Below are 15,473 nucleotides of genomic sequence, written 5' to 3'. Positions count from 1 at the left end.
GGTCGTCCGCGCGCTTGCCCCGGATCTCCCGCAGTCCCACACCCACCGGCATGCCACCGCCTGCGACCGCTGCTGTGGCCAAGATCTCACCCGGACAATCCGCGCTGCTTCCGCACCGATTCGGGCACAGCAACCTCGCTCGTCCCATCCATCCCACGGATCGCCCCCGCCCAAGACCGGCAAAACCCCAGCTCATCTAGGCGATTTGGTTTCCAACACCGCGTCGGATAATCTTTTGGCACACCAGCAAGTCCGGGTGGCGGAATGGCAGACGCGCTAGCTTGAGGTGCTAGTGCCCGTATTAGGGCGTGGGGGTTCAAGTCCCCCTCCGGACACAAACAGTACGCCCACGGGTGGTGTCGCTTCGGCGATCACCACCCGTGTTTCGTCTCTGTAGGTCAGCTTCAACCCGAGTTGGCGGTAGACCGCATTCTTGTCATCTGCGTCAGCGTGACGGAGTACCTGCAACATGCCACCGAGGCTGTCAACGAGGGTGCGGATGTTTTCTCGGCTCAGATCAGGCTTCAGCCCTGCTGAGTTGTTCAAGACCGACAGCCTCGCGACAGCTTCCCTCCTCTGAGCTCGAGTCTCCTGAGTCCATGCGGCCATGGTCGCGGGGTCCGCGCCGGCATCGAGGGCTTCGCGGTAGCGATCGAGCTTTCGGTCGAATGTCTTGATGAGCTGTTCGATGGAGTCGGTTTCGGGGGAGTGGTCCGGCTGCGCGGCTTGCAGTGCTGCGAGTGTGTCGTCGATGTGGTCGGGGTGGAAGGTTAGTGCGAGCCACGCGTCCAGCGGGCCGATCAGCTGGTCTTCGCGAAGATATACCGAGGGGCGGTGATCAATGGTGTTGGCCAGCGCGTACTCGGCGGGGTAGCGGCATCGATAGTGGGCGTGGTCGTGGTTCCACGATCCTTGCATCCGGCGACCGCAGGCGTGGTGTGTCAACAAACCTTTGAACGCGTACGGGTGCTTTCGTCGTTGTAGAACGCGCCCTGTGGATTTGGGGCCGCGGGAGGCCAGTCGTGCCTGGGCTTGTTCGAACGTTGTGCGGTCGATGATGGCTTCGTGGGCGGGCTGGTCGGACAGGACCCAGTCGGTTTTCGGGTTCCAGGCCAGCCGTGTGTGGTGGCCGAGGGCGACGTCGTCGACATCGATGAGTGTTTCTTGCTTGCGCTGTCGGTTCCAGACCGCGTAGCCGGTGTAGCGGGGGTTGGTGAGGATGGCTCGGACTGCGCTTTTGGACCAGGCGATTCCCGAGCGGTGACGGTTGCGGGACGGGTCATAGGCCGATGGGCACAGGATTCCTGCAGCGGTGAGTTGCTGAGCGATGGAGAAGATCCCTACGCCCGCCAGGTACTGCTGGAAGATCTGGCTCACGGTGGCTGCTGCGGGAGGATCGATGACCAGACGGTGTAGTCGCTTTCCGTCGGCGGCTTTGCTGGGATTGGGATGTGGTCCAGCGTCTTCGAGGGTGTATCCATTCGATGCCGTAGTGAACGAACACGGGGAAGGTGAGCCCGAACTGGTTGCCGTAGAAGGCTCGCTGGGGTTCGCCGATGACGATGGCGTCGAATCCTCGGTTCGGGTCGCGGAGCAGTTCGAGCAGGCGGCTGGCTTGGGGGCGGCGTTTCCATGGGATGGATCTTGATTGGCCGATGTCGAAGAACTCGGCGACGATCCTGCCGTGGCCCTCGATCAGGGCATTGGCGCGCGCCAGCTGCCAGTTCCTCGATGTTTCGGGGTCTTGTTGATCTTCGGTGGAGACGCGGCCCGCGAAACCGAAGTTCCTGAGGGTCATGGCTGCTCCGTGGTGTCGTGAACTGGGAGTGAGTGGGCAACGCGTTGGAGCAGGCGGAGTAGCGCAGCCGCAGCAGCAGAGTTGAGGGCCCCAACTCCACCATCACCGGGTCAGACGCCGAGATCACCACCCGCGACACGATACCCGTTGCTGCTCAACGGCTTACGGGACATCCCTTAGTATGATGTCTTGGTTCGACCACGAACCGCTGCCAGCTATGTACGTCGGAACCTCAGTACGGAGTGGTCGTTCTGGCATGGCCACTCCCAGAATGTCGCCAGGTTTTCGCGACGAGTGGAGGCTCCAGCTGTGTCTGGGCCGGGTCGTCGCAGTCGTCAACTTGACAGACCCCTTAGGTCATCGTTCGATGAGTTTGGCGAAGTTCCAGCTGGTGAGCTTGTCCGGGGCGATCTGCAGCCAGGCGTGCTTGTGGTCGGCGGCGATCCGGTCGGTGTCGAAGTACTTGCGCGCGAACAATGATTCGGGCTCGCGCAGGATCGGGTCGGGGGTGTCGGTGCGCGGTACCTCACCGATGACAACTGCTCGACCGAGGATTTCGACGCCGCGCAGTTCGAAGTAGTCTGTGCCGGCGTCAATGACGATCGCGATGTCCGGGTTGCGGGTGAGGTCGGTCCACCGCTGACTTTTCACGATCGAGTACAACCACACGCTTTTGCCGTCCCACACGAACCAGAGTGGCGCGACGTGAGGGTGTCCGGATGCGGTGAGGGTGGCGACGCGGCAGGTGCGCTCCTCGGCGAGGAAGGCGTCGATTTCATCGGGGGTCATGGCGATCTTGCGGCCCCGTCGTTGCTGTTTCATCAATGCTTCTTTCGGTCTGTGGTCAGTTCGGCAGGGCTGAGCAGTTGCCGGTCGTGGGAATGTCGGCGAACCGAGCCAGCAGCCAGTCGGTCATCGCCGACAGATACGGGAGCATGCTGATCACATGTCCGACTCCGAGGCCGTTGAACCACGGGGGAATTCGATCGAACTTGTTCAGTTCCACGGTCGCGCCGCTGTCGCACCAGTCCTGTGCTAGCTGCCTGCTCTGGGGGTGGCCGACCAGATCGTCGACGACTGACGAGGAGATGTAGACGGGTGCACCGGGTGTTAGTCGGCCGATTCGCTGCCGATCGAGCAGCTCGCGCAGGATCGGGGAATCGAGAATCTCTTCCGAGAGCAGTCGCCCACTTGTGGTGAACTCGCTCGAGCTGCGGAACATGTTGCGCAGCCACAGATCTAGAACGCATGAGGTGGCGGCCTCGGCTATCAGTCGTTTTCCGCTGTCGTTGGTGATGCGGTCGATTTCCGGTCTCGCCTCGGGATAGACGGCCGCCAGACTGTTGACGATGTAACCGAACAAGCCGACTGCGGGACCGCTGATTGCGCCGTTGCCGAACATGCCGGCGTCGGAGGCCGGTGCGGGCAGGACGGCGATCAGGTCCGCAGGAACCGCGCCCACAAAGCTGCCGCGCAGGTCGAGTTCGGGTGCGTAGCCGGGCTGCATCTCCGCGGCCGAGGCTGCCGCACCACCGCCCTGGGAGTAGCCCGCGATAGCGAGCGGTGAGGCCGCGCCCAGGGAGGTACCGGGAAGTTTCCGAGCCGCCCTGGCAGCGTCGAGCACGGCGTGACCTTGGGACTGACGGTTCATCCAGTCGTGCACAGCGGGGGTGCCGAGTCCTGCGTAGTCGGTCACGACGACCGCGACACCACGCGCCAGCAGCAGGTAGACGGGCAGGACCTCGTACTCGGTCATGACGTCGAACGGAAAGTGGTAGTTGAGCAGTTTTCCGAACAGCTTCGACGGTGCGCAGTCGTCGCCTTGGCCCTGGGTGCCCGCCGCCATGGTGACCAGCGGTCGATCGCCGGGCCCGGTCCAGGGTTGGCTGGGCTCGAAGTAGGTGCCTGTCACCGCGATCGGCTCGTCATGGGCGCCGTTGCTGCGGTACATGATCCGTTGCGCCGCCGCCGGGATCGTGACCTCGTTCAACCGGAGCGACAACGGGAGTGGGAACGGTTGGGTGCGAATGACGTCACCGGCAGCCGATCCGGGGAGCGGGTCGGGAGGAACATAGAAGGCATCGCCGGCGGCATCGGTCGAGCCCGTGGACGGTGCGGCTTCGGCGACCCCGCCGAGCGCGAGCGCCATCACCGTGACGACGGTCAGACACCGCATTGTGTCCGCGAATTTCATGAGTGTCCTCAGTTCCTATGGCGGGCGAGGCACGAGGAGGAATTCGCGCAGCAGCGCGGCGACCTCGTCGGGCGTCTCCACATTGGGGGTGTGGCCGGCGTTTTCGATGACCCGCACGGTCGCACCCGAGGCGCGGTAGCGCGTGATGCTTCCCTCGCAGTCGAAGAACTGGTCGTGACGGCCGTGGATAGCGAGCACGGGTTTCTCGATGGCGCGGATCCGGGCATCGAGCGGTTCCGCCCGCAACTCGAGATCGCGAGTTCGCACCACGGCGCGGTACATACCGAGCGACATCACCGCGCGGTCGTGCAGCGGCTGGCGCGGATCATCGAAACCGGATCCGATGTCGAAGCCGGGCCGGAATCCGCCGCGTAACACCCGCCACACCACCCAATCCGGTGTCAGATGGTGCACCAGTTGCGGCACCAGCGGCACACCGACCAGCGAATGGCCGCGAGGCAACGTGGCGAGGCTGTAATCCGGCGATTGGCTCATGATCACGATCTCACTGACACGATCCGAGATCGCTCCGACGCCCAGGGCCACATCGGTGCCATAGGAATGCCCGACCACCATCGCGTCGGTGAGGTCGAGCACTTCGAGAACCGCTGCCAGGGAACGGGTCTGGTCATGCGGATTCAGGCCCTGATCGCCACCGGTACGCCCGTGGCCGTTGAGATCAACTCGAATGACCCGGTAGTCGTCGGCCAGTCGCGGCACGACGCGGTCGTACCAGTGCAATGAGCAGGCGAACCCGTGCACGAGCACGATCGGTTTGCCCTGCGGCTTGCCGTCTTCGCGGAAGAACATCTGGGTCACCGTCCTGTCCAGCGCGGTGCGCGCTTGTCCGCGAACGCGAGGATCCCCTCGCGGCAGTCTTCGGAGGCGAGCACGGTCTCGATCGCCTTTTGGGTGACTGTCCAACCGGTTTCGTCGGAGGCAGCGTGGTAGCTGTCGAGCGCGCGCAGGGTTTCCCGGATGGACACCGGCCCACTGACACGCAGCCGACCGGCCAGCTCGAGCGCCGCCTCCACAGCTTTGCCCGGCTCGGTCAACACATTGACCAGCCCGAGTGCGTGCGCGCGTTCAGCAGCAAGGGGCTCACCGGTGAGCAGCAGTTCGGTGGCGATATTGCGCGGCAACGCCCGGGCGGTACGGAACAGCGCCCCGCACGCCGCGACCACCCCGCGCCGCACTTCGGGCAGGCTGAACGACGCGGCCGTGGAGGCCACCACCAGATCACACGCCAGCACCAGTTCGAACCCGCCGCCCAAGGCGGGGCCGTCGACCGCCGCGATGAGCGGTTTGACTCGGTGGCGGCGCACCAGGCCGTATTCCCCTCCGCGTGTGGTCGGCGCGCCCGAGCCGCGCTCGAGATCGGTGCCCGCGCTGAATACCGCACCCGCGCCGGTCAACACACCGGCGCGCAGGTCGGGATTATCGTCCAGCTCGTTCAGCGCCGCGTCCAGAGCCGCGGTCAGCTCGGCGTCGATCGCATTGCGCCGGCGCTCGCGCCGCATGGTGAGCACCAGGATGTCGTCGACGCGAGTGCATTCCAGAATATCTGCGGTGGCGGTCACCACTACGACACCTGCCTTTCCGATTCGTTCCAAAACGGTTTGCGCAGTTCGTGTTTGAGGATCTTTCCCGCTCCCGACAGCGGCAGGGACTCGGTGATCTCGATGCTGCGCGGCACCTTGTACCCGGCGATGAGCACCTTGGTGTGCTCGCAGATCTCCTCGAAGGTGACCGTTCTACCGGCATGGCAGACGATGACCGCGTGTACCCGTTCACCCCACGTCGGATCGGGTATACCGATGACCGCGCACACGGCGACCGCCGGATGCGCAGAGATCGCGTTCTCCACTTCGGCCGAGTACACGTTCTCCCCGCCGGTGATGATCATGTCCTTGAGCCGGTCGACCACATGGACGTAACCGGCGTCGTCCATGAATCCGCCGTCGCCGGTGTGCATCCAGCCGTCCCGCAGGACCGCCGCGGTCTCCTCCGGCCTGTTCAGGTAGCCGAGCATGACGTGGCCGCCGCCCACCACGATCTCGCCGACCGTACCGCGTGGGACCTCGAGGTCCTCGGCATCGACGATGCGCACCTCGCTGTGCGGCAACGCACGCCCGGCCGAACCCGGCCGGGTGTCGTTGTGATCGTCGGGGGTGAGCATGGTGGCGACGGCGGCGACCTCGGTCATCCCGTACGCCTGCACGAACCGCGCGTGCGGGAAGGCCGCGACCGCCCGGTCCAGCACGGCCCGCGAGATCGGCGCGCCGCCATAGAACAGGTGCCGAATCGACGAGAGATCGTGCTCGGCCGCCGCCGGATGATCGGCCAGCAACTGAATCATGATGGGAATAAGGACGGTTTCGGTGGCCCGATGCTCCTGAATCGCCGCCAGCACCGCCGCCGGATCGAAGGCCGGGACGATCACGTGCGTACCGCCCAGGCTCACCCCGCACGCCCACAGGAAAAGATCAGCGAGGTGAAACATAGGGGCGGCGTGCAGGATTCGGGAATCTTCGTCGAAGAGCCCGGTGGCCAGCCCGCCCAGCGTAGATGTCTGCAGATTCGCGTGGCTGAGCAGTACTCCCTTCGGGAATCCCGTGGTGCCGCCGGTGTAGAACACGCCTGCGACCGCGTGACCGCCGCGGCGGGCGTCGGGAATCGGGGCGGAGGCCGCGACAAGTTCCTCGTAGTCGAGCATGCCCTCCGGCGCTGGGCCCTCGCCGCAGTACACCACGGTGCGTACACACTCGCTCTGCTCCCGGATGGCCGCCACCATCGGCGCGAAAGCCTCGTCGACGAACAGCACCCGACTGTCGGAATCGGTGAGCGAGTAGACGATTTCGGCGGGACTCCACCGGATATTGACCGGATTGATCACCGCGTTCGCCCACGGCACCGCCAGCAGGAACTCGCTGTAGCGATCCGAATTCAGCGACAGGATCGCCACCGGCTCGTCGTCGCCGACGCCCAACCCACGCAGCGCTCCCGCCAACGCGGCAATGCGCTGGGCCGCTTCGGCATACCTCCGCCGACGGTCCCGATAGATCGTCATCACCCGCTCGGGGTGCTGTTGCACCGCGCGATGCAACCCCTGTGTCAGATACATACCTTGCCCTCGTCGTCGAGTACGGCAGTCCGCCGGTGTCGAGTATTCGGGCAGCGGCGTGGGTCACACCATGGATCCGATGCCAACGCGATCACGACGATTTTGTTGCTCATTCCAATGGGTCGTCATACTCTCGACGACACCATGGGAGCCACCGCCGAACCATCACAGGCCGCGCAGCTACGACGCCTCCTGGCTCAGCTCATGGAACAAAAAGAGCAGCTCATCGATGCCATGACACATCGATCGCAGGCCGCCGCGGCGGGCTACTCCGCGATCTCGGCAGCGACCGTCGCCCGCACGTCGCCGGTGTTGTTCGATCGCATGATCGACGCCCTGGGCCGACAGGGTCCGTTGAGCAAGGACGATCTGCAGGTCTTCCGCGAATACGGGAAAATACGTGCCCAGCAGGGGGTTTCGCTGCCAGACATCCAGCACAGCTGGCGGGTGGCCATTCAGGACGTATTGTTCGCGATAACAAAAGCGGGTCGCGACCTCGCGATTCCCGACGCACTGCTCCTCGACACCACCCATCAGATGCTCGCACTGGTGGACCAGGCAACCACTGCCTACGCGACAGCCCACCGCGAAGTCGAGCTGGAACTGTCCCGACGCGACCTGCATATGCGAGCCGATTTCACCCGTGCGCTGCTGCTCGGTACGCTCGGCGCCGCCGCCATACGGCAACAAGCCGATCGGTACGGCCTCGATCCAGACGTCGAATACCGTGCATTCCGAACCCGGCTCACCGACCCCGATACCACCGACGCATCGCCCTGGTCGATGCGTGCCGCGGCCTCGTACGGGTTGACGACCGTCATCGATGGCGACCTCGCCGGTGTGCTCGAATCGGCCAGAACCCTCGACGCCACATCCACCATCGGCATCGGCCCGCCCGCCGTGCTCGCCGACCTGCCACGGTCCTTCGGCCTGGCGGGCCGAGCGCTGGCCACCGCCGAAACGTTCGGCCGACCGGGGCCGAACACCCTGGAATCCTTGGGTGTACTTCCGGCCGTCATCGCCGACCACGATCTCGGTGCCGAACTCTTCCGCCAGCTCCTGCTTCCCCTCGGCACCGACGCACAGGCGCAGCTCCTCATCGACACTGTCGACCGCTACATCGACACCGGTATGCGCGCCGACCTCACAGCAGCACAGCTCGTCGTACACCCCAATACCGTCCGCTACCGCATCGCCAGATTCGAAGACCTCACCGGCACCGACCTCCGCAAACCCCATGCCACCCTGCGAGTCTGGTGGGCCATCCGATACCGGGAAATCACCCGACGGGGCAAATGATTCGGGCCCGACCGCAGCCAACGAAGTGACGACCGCACCGCCGACCGGCGCGACCCGAACGGCGGCTCCGCGCGGGTGTGACTACCCAGATCGCGAATCGGATGTTCTTCACCGACGACGCCGTCCGCGGTCATGTCGCTCGGCTCATGCCTACTCGGCTTCGACAGTCCCGACCAAGCCGGCGACTACGCCGCGCACCTGCGGGATGTGTGGGCATTCCGGTGGTGAGAACGCAGACGAACAGCGAATCATGTTCTCGCCCTGGACTGTGCAGCGCCTGTAAGGATGCCGTGCGACATCGCTTGCTGTCGCACGGACCGTCGGCAAACACTGCCTGGTCCACGCCGGAACTCTTACGTGCCGGGCGCTCGGGCCTTGGTGCAGGCAACTGCGCGAGTACGACCAGGCGGGCACACAGCCGGATGGTCGTCTTGACGACCCGAGCATCCGCCGATAACGTTCGTTACTGAATAATGAACGTTATCGAGATTGAGGGGCACCGTCATGGATGACTTCGATCTGGTGATCCGGGGCGGATACTTCTTCGACGGAACCGGTGCACAACCCGCGTTTCGCGACGTAGGGGTGCGCGCGGGACGAGTGGCTGCGATAAGCACTGTGCCTTTGGCGACACACGGGGCGGAGGTCGTCGACGCTGAGGGCCTATGGGTGATGCCGGGCCTCATCGACATCCACACCCACTACGACGCCGAGGTATTGGTTGCCCCCGGGCTGTCGGAGTCGGTGCGCCACGGCGTCACCACCGTGGTTTTCGGGAACTGCTCACTGTCCACCGTCTACACCTCCCCCGAGGACTGCGCGGACCTGTTCTCACGCGTCGAGGCCCTGCCGTGGGACGCTGTCCATTCGGCGGTCGAACAACGCCGGACCTGGACAGATCCACACAGCTACGTAGAGGCACTCGAGTCCGGCCCGCTGGGACCCAACATCGCCGCGCTCATCGGCCACTCCGATATCCGCGCGGCCGTCATGGGTCTGGATCGGGCCACTGATCCGGGCGAACGACCGACTCCCACGGAGTTGGACCGGATGCGTGCGATGCTGGCCGATGCGCTCGAAGCCGGCTTCCTGGGATTGTCGACCATCAGGAGTTCGTTCTCGAAGCTGGACGGCGTGCGCTACCCCTCGCGCCAACTTCCCTCCACCTACGCGACCTGGAGTGAGTACCGGGCTTTGAACCGCGTGCTCCGCGACTACGGGCGCGTGCACCAGTGCACGCCGAACGCTGCACGCAAGAGCGAGATCGTCAAGTTCTTCGCCCAAAGCGCTGGTCGAGGCAGGGCGCCCTTGAAGACCACGATGCTCACCGCGGCAGATCTCAAGGCGGACCCGAAGCTGATCTGGATGATGACCAGGGCGACGGCGGTGCTGAACCGGGCTATCGGCTCGGACCTGTGCTGGCAGCACCTGCCGGTGCCGTTCGAGGTATACGCCGACGGCATCGACCTGGTCGTCTTCGAGGAGTTCGGCTCCGGCGCCGCGGCTCTCAACGTGCGTGATGCGATCGAGCGCGGCAAGCTCGTGGACACCGAGCCTTACCGCCGCCGGTTCCGCAAGGATTTGGAGCGACGGTTCGGCCCGAAGCTATGGCACCGCGACCTGTTCGACTCCGACATCGTCGGCTGCCCAGACGCCGAAGTCATCGGCAAGTCGTTCGGCCGCGTCGCCCAGGAGCGGGGCATTCACCCCGCTGACGCCTTCCTCGACCTGGTGGCCGCCCACGGCCCCGCCCTGCGCTGGCGTACCACGATCGCCAACCACCGTCCCGACGTGCTCGACAAGATCGCGGACAACCCTCAGATCCAGATGGGTTTCGCCGACTCCGGCGCCCACCTGCGCAACATGGCGTTCTACAACGCCGGACTTCGGCTACTGAGGCGAGTCCAGGAGTCCGCAGAGCAGGGCAAAAGGTTCCTTGGCCTCGAACGGGCTGTGCACCGGCTCACCGGCGAACTCGGTGACTGGTACGGCCTGGACGCCGGCACCCTCCGTCCGGGGGCCCGCGCCGATATCGCCGTCATCGACCCCGCGGGGCTCTCGCAGGCATCGGCCGACTACGCCGAAGCCATCCTCGACGGGCTCGGGCCCGTCTCCCGGATGGTCAACCGCAACGACGACGCAGTGGCCGCGACCATCGTGGGCGGTCACCTCGTCTACCGCTACGGCACATTCGCCGACGGGTTCGGCACGAAGCGACGCTTCGGATCTTTCCTGCGGGCAGGAAAGACACACTCCAACGCTGGATGGTCCTCATGAACGCAGCCCCAGTCCCCGTCACTCGCCGCACGCCGCGGCCCGAGGTCCGTGCCCGGCTGCTGCGAGCTGCCTCCACGGTGTTTGCCGAACGCGGCTTCGCCGGAGCCACCATGCAACAGGTCGCGGCCGCTGCCGGGTTCACCACCGGTGCGCTCTACTCCAATTTCGCGAACAAGGACGACCTCTTCTTCGAGCTTTTCGACCAAGAGGTCACAGGCCGTATCACAGCCGTTCGCGCCATTCTCGGCCAGGACGACCTGACCGTCACCAACGAGGCGACCGCGCTGGCAGCCGGTCGGCACATGACCGCCGCAATGCAGCACAGCCGCGAATGGCAGCTGCTGTTCACCGAGTTCTGGCTTCGCGCCGCCCGCGACGACCAGCTACGCGAGCGATGGGTCGAGAAACGCCGCGACTACCGCCGGCAACTGACCGAGCTGGCCGAGGAAGCACTCACCGGATGGGGCGCGGGCACAGCCGTCTCTTCCCGCACTCTCATGTTCACCATGTTGGCGCTGAACAACGGCCTCGCCATCGAAGAGCTCGCCGATCCGGGCAGCGTTCCGGCCGACACGATCGGGACCGTCCTGGTCCGCCTGCTGGGCCTCGAATCCGCCACTACCGGGTGAGGAGAGCACGTGACCACCAAGAACACATCATCGCGTGGGAGGTGGCCGCTCAGGTCGATTCGCGATCTGACCGGGCGCACCAGCGCCGAGCCGGCAACAGGCGGCGTGGGAACGGTCGTGTGCGTCGATGGCATCGACCTGCACGTCCGCGCGGACGGCCCGGTCGACGGACCCGCGCTGCTGATGCTGCACGGCTTCGGTGCCTCCACGGCATGGTTCGACCAGCTCGTTGTCCGCCTGCCGGAATGCCGGACCATCCGGGTCGACCTGCTCGGGCACGGCGGATCGGCACGACCCATGACCGGCTACGACCCCGACAGCCAAGGTCGGCTCTATGCGAGGCTACTCGGCGAGTTGAACCTGAACGAGGTCACGGTTGTCGGCCACTCGATGGGCAGCCTCTTCGGCGTGGCCACCGCCGAGTACAGCACCCGCATCACACGGCTCGTGCTGATCGGCGAAGGGCCCGATACGAGCACGGGAACACTGCCACCGGGAGAGTGGATGATTCACCTCCCGTGGATCGGCCCGATCCTGCAACACCATGGTCCTGCGTTCGTGACCAACCGCGTGGTGCGGCGAGCATTCGCGCCAGGCTTCGACATGGGCACGGCATTCACCGACCCCCGTCGGGGCCTCGACGATGCCCGCAGCCTGAACCACCCCGCTTTCACCCAATCCATCAAGCGGCGCAAGGCCTGGACCGGACGGCTCGGGTTGGACGCACGGCTGGACGAACTCGCATTGCCGGCGCTGGTCGTCTTCGGCCGAGAGGATCGCTTCTACAACGTGGAGGCCGCACTGACGCGCTACCGGGCAGTGCCCACGATCACGACCGCGGTCCTCGAGCAGGTAGGCCACACGCCGATGATCGAGGCACCCGATCACGTCGCTGATCTGATTCGCGAGTTCCTTTCCGCCGGCGACAAGGCTGCCGAAACCTCATCCTGAGCCGCGATCGCCTCGTCTCCGGGACCGAGTGTCCGGTCGCCGTCCAGAGTCAGACGTGCGTCGTGGTCTTCCTGATGGATCGATGCCCCCACAGTTCGGCCGAAATCAATGGTTCTCGGCACCGGCCTGCGTTTCGGGTCAGGTGAGTTCGAGTCCGCCGTCGAGGGTGAGGATCTGGCCGGTGAGCCAGGTGGCGGCAGAGTCGGCCAGGCGCAGGACCCAGGTGGCGACTTCTTCGGGCTCACCACGACGGCCGAGCGGAATGTTCTCGGCTTCTTGTCGTTTGATCTGTTCGACCACGGTAGTGGGAAGTCCGGCGGCGGTCAGTGCTTCGCTTTCGGTGGGGCCGGGGGCGAGGGCGTTGACACGGACGCGGTCGGGAGCGAGTTCGAGTGCCCAGCTGCGGGTGAGTTGTTCGAGGGCGGCTTTGGAGGCGGCGTAGTGGGCGGCGCCGGGTAGTGGGCGGTGGCCGTATGTGCTGGAGATGTTGACGATCGATCCGGCGGTCTGCCTCAGGTGGGGTAGGGCGGCGCTGCCGAGCAGGCTCGGTGCGGTGACGTTCAGTGTCAGCAGGTTCGTGATGCCTTCGGCGGTGGTCTCGGCCAAGGGCATCAGCCGAGTGGCGCCCGCGTTGTTGATCAGCACGTCCACGCGCCCCCACCGGGTGAGCGCTGCGTCGATCACCGCCTGTGGTGTGTGCGGATCGAGCAGGTCTGCGGAGTGCGTGACGATCGTGGGGTGTGTCGCCGCGGTGGCGTTCAGAGTGTCCTGCCTGCGACCGACACCGAGAACATCGGCTCCGGCGGAGGCGAATGCTCGTGCGGTGGCACGCCCGATGCCCGAACCGGCACCGGTGACGATGACGGTTTTGCCGGTGAGTCCATGCGCTCTCCTTGTTCGATGTACGTAGAACATCGAACATAGTAGGCTGGCTGGTATGAGGCAAGCGCGGCACCCGGAACCGGGCGAGATGGTGTTGACCGATGTCGTCGCGGCGCTCGGTGATCCGATCCGGGTCGGTGTGGTGCGAGTGCTGGCGGACGGGCGGGAGCGTGGCTGGGGCGAGCTGCGCGTACCGGTCGCGAAGTCCACGCTGAGCCACCATCTGCGGGTGCTGCGGGACGCGGGGGTGACTCGTACGCGCCAGGAGGGCACCCGCTGCTATGTCACACTTCGTCGCGAAGACCTCGACAGCAGGTTCCCCGGACTGCTGCAGGCGCTACTGGCCGCGGCGATCGCCGATGATGTCGGGAATCAAGTGGGTTTGGCGGACCGCGCCACGTAGTCCTGAGACTTGGGGATTGTCCGGGTCGGATTGATTCGCTGGTTGGTATGCCCCGGAGACCGGGCCCCGGACGCACCGGGCGAAAGGCGCTCGAGTTACCCGAGCACAGGCGTGACCGGTCCGACGTCGATCGGCGCCACCACTGTGTCTGTGGACTGTCGTGCCCGTGCGCAATCGCCCATGACGCCGATCGGTGACGTGCCGTGCGGGCACCGGAGATCCACCGCCACCCGGATCAGCCGGGGAGCCCGGTGACCGCTTCGATGGCACGGCGCACGCGTAGCGGATCGTCGATCATCGGCACATGACCGACTCCGGTCAGCACCTCGAACCGTGCGCCCGGAATCCGTTGCCGGGCAATCGCGCCATTGACCCCTAGCGGGAGAATGCGGTCGTGTTCGGACCAGGCGAGCGTCATCGGGCACGGGAGCGGATCCAGTGGGGCGATCTGCTCGGTGGAGGCGAGGATGTCCGCGGTCACGGTACAGCCGACCAGATCGTTCACGATCTCGGTGGCGGCGGTTCGGGACAACCGCTCGCCCCGATCGGCGATCGGATGCAGGGCCGCTCTGCGCACCACGGGCACGGCGAGCCCCACCGCGGCCAGCGGTCGGGTGACCGCGGCGAGCCGGGCGGCGCGACCGAGGATGGTGGTGCCGTGGGTCTGCGTGGCGGTGCCCGGCTCCCAGAACCCGGCGGGTGAGAGCGCGCAGACGCTGCGGGCGCGACCGCGCCGGGCGAGCTCGACCGCGATCCAGCCGCCCAGCGAGTTTCCCACCAGATGCGCGGTCTCCCAGCCCTTTTCGTCGAGCAGTCGTTCGGTGTCGTCCACCAGCTCGCGCACCCGGGCCGGTCCGCGGCCTGCCGGTGGCCCACCGCGGTGGCCGCGCAGCGTCGGCGCGAGGACCTCGTGGCGTAGGCGCAGGGCCGGCAGCAGCTCGCCCCAGGCCCGGGTGGACATGGTGACTCCGTGCAGCAGCAGCAGCGGCGGTTTGGTCACGGCGGATCCTCCCGATGCCAGGCCCGGAGTTTGTCCGGATTCAGAACGATGGCGATTTCGGCGATGAGTCCTCCGGCCACCGCGAAGTCCATGACGGCGATGGTCGCGCCGTCCAGGCCGATCACGAGCCCCGTGCGATTGTTGACCATCGCGGGGACGGCGGTGAGACGGCCCTCGGAGCTGCGTGCGGAGGCGATGCCGAGCAGGAATCGGGCTACCCGATCGAGGCCGGTCACCGGTACCCGCGCGATACCGGTCGCGCCGCCGCCGTCGGAGCGCACGACGATGTCCGGGGCCAGGACCTCGACCAGTGCGCCCAGATCACCGGTGGTGCACGCGGCAGTGAAGGCGAGCACCGCTCGGGCGCGTTCCTCGTCGTCGGGCTGGAAGCGCGGTCGATCCCGGACGCGCCGCCGGGCCACCGAGGCGAGCTGCCTGCAGGCCTGCGGTGTGCGGCCCACGATCGAGCCGATCTCGGTGTAGTCGAGGCCGAAGACATCGTGCAGGATCAGCGCGACCCGCTCGGCGGGCGCGAGGGATTCCATGGCCCGCAGCAGCGCCAGGGAGACCGATTCGTCCAGGGTGACCGCGTCGGCGGGATCGGTGGGCCGGTTCGTCGGCCCGGCGGGCCCGATCGTGCCGGGGACCGGCTCGGGCAGCCAGATCCCGGCATAGGACTCCCTGCGAGCCCGAGCCGAACCGAGCTGGTCGAGGCAAATGCGGCTCACGACGCGAGTCAGCCACGCCAGCGGTTCCCGGATCAGGTCCCGATCCGCGGTGTCGAGGGACTGCCAGCGGGCCAATGCCTCCCCGATCGCGTCCTCGGCGTCGTGGACCGAGCCCAGTATCCGGTACGCGACGCCGAAAAGGTGACGGTACTGCGGTGAATCGGTGGCCGGTCTCATAGTGCGGCCTC

At 66.2% G+C, this 15,473-nt stretch carries 14 protein-coding genes, 1 tRNA gene and 1 pseudogene; 6 read left to right on the top strand and 10 right to left on the bottom strand.

The features are described from left to right. Nucleotides 1-250 precede the first annotated feature (250 nt). Nucleotides 251-335 (top strand) — tRNA-Leu (locus ACFOW8_RS26555). A gap of 733 nt (nucleotides 336-1,068) precedes the next feature. On the opposite strand, the pseudogene ACFOW8_RS26550 reads toward ACFOW8_RS26555, so the two are convergent. The 7 genes and pseudogenes from ACFOW8_RS26550 to ACFOW8_RS26520 form a co-directional block, all read right to left on the bottom strand. Then, nucleotides 1,069-1,377, bottom strand: a pseudogene (locus ACFOW8_RS26550) (recombinase family protein); the annotation flags it as partial. After that, the gene (locus ACFOW8_RS26545) at nucleotides 1,280-1,798 is read right to left on the bottom strand and encodes a hypothetical protein (protein WP_378554263.1); all 519 of its coding nucleotides are present in this window, start codon (nucleotides 1,796-1,798) and stop codon (nucleotides 1,280-1,282) included. The pseudogene ACFOW8_RS26550 and the gene ACFOW8_RS26545, both read right to left, overlap by 98 nt. Nucleotides 1,799-2,155: 357 nt before the next feature. Beyond that, nucleotides 2,156-2,620, bottom strand: a complete 465-nt coding sequence (locus ACFOW8_RS26540; protein WP_378554262.1) for a pyridoxamine 5'-phosphate oxidase family protein — start codon at nucleotides 2,618-2,620, stop codon at nucleotides 2,156-2,158. A gap of 22 nt (nucleotides 2,621-2,642) precedes the next feature. Beyond that, nucleotides 2,643-3,992: a lipase family protein gene (locus ACFOW8_RS26535; protein ID WP_378554261.1), complete on the bottom strand. Its 1,350-nt coding sequence runs from the start codon at nucleotides 3,990-3,992 to the stop codon at nucleotides 2,643-2,645. A 15-nt stretch (nucleotides 3,993-4,007) separates the two neighbouring features. Then, the gene (locus ACFOW8_RS26530; protein ID WP_378554682.1) at nucleotides 4,008-4,802 is read right to left on the bottom strand and encodes an alpha/beta fold hydrolase; all 795 of its coding nucleotides are present in this window, start codon (nucleotides 4,800-4,802) and stop codon (nucleotides 4,008-4,010) included. Nucleotides 4,803-4,807: 5 nt separating this feature from the next. Continuing rightward, a complete protein-coding gene (locus tag ACFOW8_RS26525; RefSeq protein ID WP_378554681.1) occupies nucleotides 4,808-5,572 on the bottom strand; it encodes an enoyl-CoA hydratase-related protein in 765 nt (254 codons plus the stop codon). Between the two features lie 2 nt (nucleotides 5,573-5,574). Next, entirely contained in the window at nucleotides 5,575-7,116 is a 1,542-nt protein-coding gene (locus ACFOW8_RS26520) for an acyl-CoA synthetase (protein WP_378554260.1), read from the bottom strand. On the opposite strand from ACFOW8_RS26520, the gene ACFOW8_RS26515 reads away from it, so the two are divergent. The 4 genes from ACFOW8_RS26515 to ACFOW8_RS26500 all read left to right on the top strand — a co-directional run bounded on the left by ACFOW8_RS26515 (nucleotide 7,075) and on the right by ACFOW8_RS26500 (nucleotide 12,272). After that, nucleotides 7,075-8,415 (top strand): PucR family transcriptional regulator, encoded by a 1,341-nt coding sequence (locus tag ACFOW8_RS26515; RefSeq protein WP_378554259.1) that lies wholly within the window; start codon nucleotides 7,075-7,077, stop codon nucleotides 8,413-8,415. The genes ACFOW8_RS26520 and ACFOW8_RS26515 overlap by 42 nt on opposite strands. A gap of 504 nt (nucleotides 8,416-8,919) precedes the next feature. Beyond that, complete coding sequence (locus ACFOW8_RS26510; protein ID WP_378554258.1) at nucleotides 8,920-10,692, top strand: N-acyl-D-amino-acid deacylase family protein; 1,773 nt, start codon at nucleotides 8,920-8,922, stop codon at nucleotides 10,690-10,692. Then, nucleotides 10,689-11,321 (top strand): TetR/AcrR family transcriptional regulator, encoded by a 633-nt coding sequence (locus tag ACFOW8_RS26505; RefSeq protein ID WP_378554256.1) that lies wholly within the window; start codon nucleotides 10,689-10,691, stop codon nucleotides 11,319-11,321. The genes ACFOW8_RS26510 and ACFOW8_RS26505 overlap by 4 nt, the downstream gene beginning before the upstream one ends. 9 nt (nucleotides 11,322-11,330) lie before the next feature. Next, entirely contained in the window at nucleotides 11,331-12,272 is a 942-nt protein-coding gene (locus ACFOW8_RS26500) for an alpha/beta fold hydrolase (RefSeq protein WP_378554255.1), read from the top strand. A 138-nt stretch (nucleotides 12,273-12,410) separates the two neighbouring features. Here ACFOW8_RS26500 and ACFOW8_RS26495 read toward each other — a convergent pair whose 3' ends face one another. Continuing rightward, the gene (locus tag ACFOW8_RS26495; protein WP_378554253.1) at nucleotides 12,411-13,187 is read right to left on the bottom strand and encodes an SDR family NAD(P)-dependent oxidoreductase; all 777 of its coding nucleotides are present in this window, start codon (nucleotides 13,185-13,187) and stop codon (nucleotides 12,411-12,413) included. Between the two features lie 22 nt (nucleotides 13,188-13,209). Here ACFOW8_RS26495 and ACFOW8_RS26490 point away from each other — a divergent pair, with 22 nt between their 5' ends. Continuing rightward, nucleotides 13,210-13,557: an ArsR/SmtB family transcription factor gene (locus tag ACFOW8_RS26490; RefSeq protein WP_378554252.1), complete on the top strand. Its 348-nt coding sequence runs from the start codon at nucleotides 13,210-13,212 to the stop codon at nucleotides 13,555-13,557. A gap of 235 nt (nucleotides 13,558-13,792) precedes the next feature. Here the strand turns inward: ACFOW8_RS26490 and ACFOW8_RS26485 are convergent, their stop codons facing one another. Continuing rightward, nucleotides 13,793-14,557 carry an alpha/beta fold hydrolase gene (locus ACFOW8_RS26485; protein ID WP_378554251.1) on the bottom strand — a complete coding sequence of 255 codons (765 nt, stop codon included), beginning with the start codon at nucleotides 14,555-14,557 and terminating at the stop codon, nucleotides 13,793-13,795. Beyond that, nucleotides 14,554-15,462: an RNA polymerase sigma factor SigJ gene (sigJ, locus tag ACFOW8_RS26480; RefSeq protein WP_378554249.1), complete on the bottom strand. Its 909-nt coding sequence runs from the start codon at nucleotides 15,460-15,462 to the stop codon at nucleotides 14,554-14,556. The genes ACFOW8_RS26485 and sigJ overlap by 4 nt, the downstream gene beginning before the upstream one ends. Nucleotides 15,463-15,473: the final 11 nt, after the last annotated feature.

It is taken from the genome of Nocardia rhizosphaerae, from assembly GCF_042650365.1.
Lineage (GTDB): Bacteria > Actinomycetota > Actinomycetes > Mycobacteriales > Mycobacteriaceae > Nocardia > Nocardia rhizosphaerae.
Note: the sequence above shows the minus strand (reverse complement) of the source record. Positions and strands in the feature narration are given on the sequence as shown.

Bases quoted from the DNA above. Each gene is read 5' to 3' on its own strand.
- ACFOW8_RS26545 (WP_378554263.1), bottom strand. From the start codon at position 1,798: ATGACCCTCAGGAACTTCGGTTTCGCGGGCCGCGTCTCCACCGAAGAT.
- ACFOW8_RS26540 (WP_378554262.1), bottom strand. From the start codon at position 2,620: ATGAAACAGCAACGACGGGGCCGCAAGATCGCCATGACCCCCGATGAA.
- ACFOW8_RS26535 (WP_378554261.1), bottom strand. From the start codon at position 3,992: ATGAAATTCGCGGACACAATGCGGTGTCTGACCGTCGTCACGGTGATG.
- ACFOW8_RS26530 (WP_378554682.1), bottom strand. From the start codon at position 4,802: ATGTTCTTCCGCGAAGACGGCAAGCCGCAGGGCAAACCGATCGTGCTC.
- ACFOW8_RS26520 (WP_378554260.1), bottom strand. From the start codon at position 7,116: ATGTATCTGACACAGGGGTTGCATCGCGCGGTGCAACAGCACCCCGAG.
- ACFOW8_RS26510 (WP_378554258.1), top strand. From the start codon at position 8,920: ATGGATGACTTCGATCTGGTGATCCGGGGCGGATACTTCTTCGACGGA.
- ACFOW8_RS26505 (WP_378554256.1), top strand. From the start codon at position 10,689: ATGAACGCAGCCCCAGTCCCCGTCACTCGCCGCACGCCGCGGCCCGAG.
- ACFOW8_RS26495 (WP_378554253.1), bottom strand. From the start codon at position 13,187: ATGTTCTACGTACATCGAACAAGGAGAGCGCATGGACTCACCGGCAAA.
- ACFOW8_RS26490 (WP_378554252.1), top strand. From the start codon at position 13,210: ATGAGGCAAGCGCGGCACCCGGAACCGGGCGAGATGGTGTTGACCGAT.
- sigJ (WP_378554249.1), bottom strand. From the start codon at position 15,462: ATGAGACCGGCCACCGATTCACCGCAGTACCGTCACCTTTTCGGCGTC.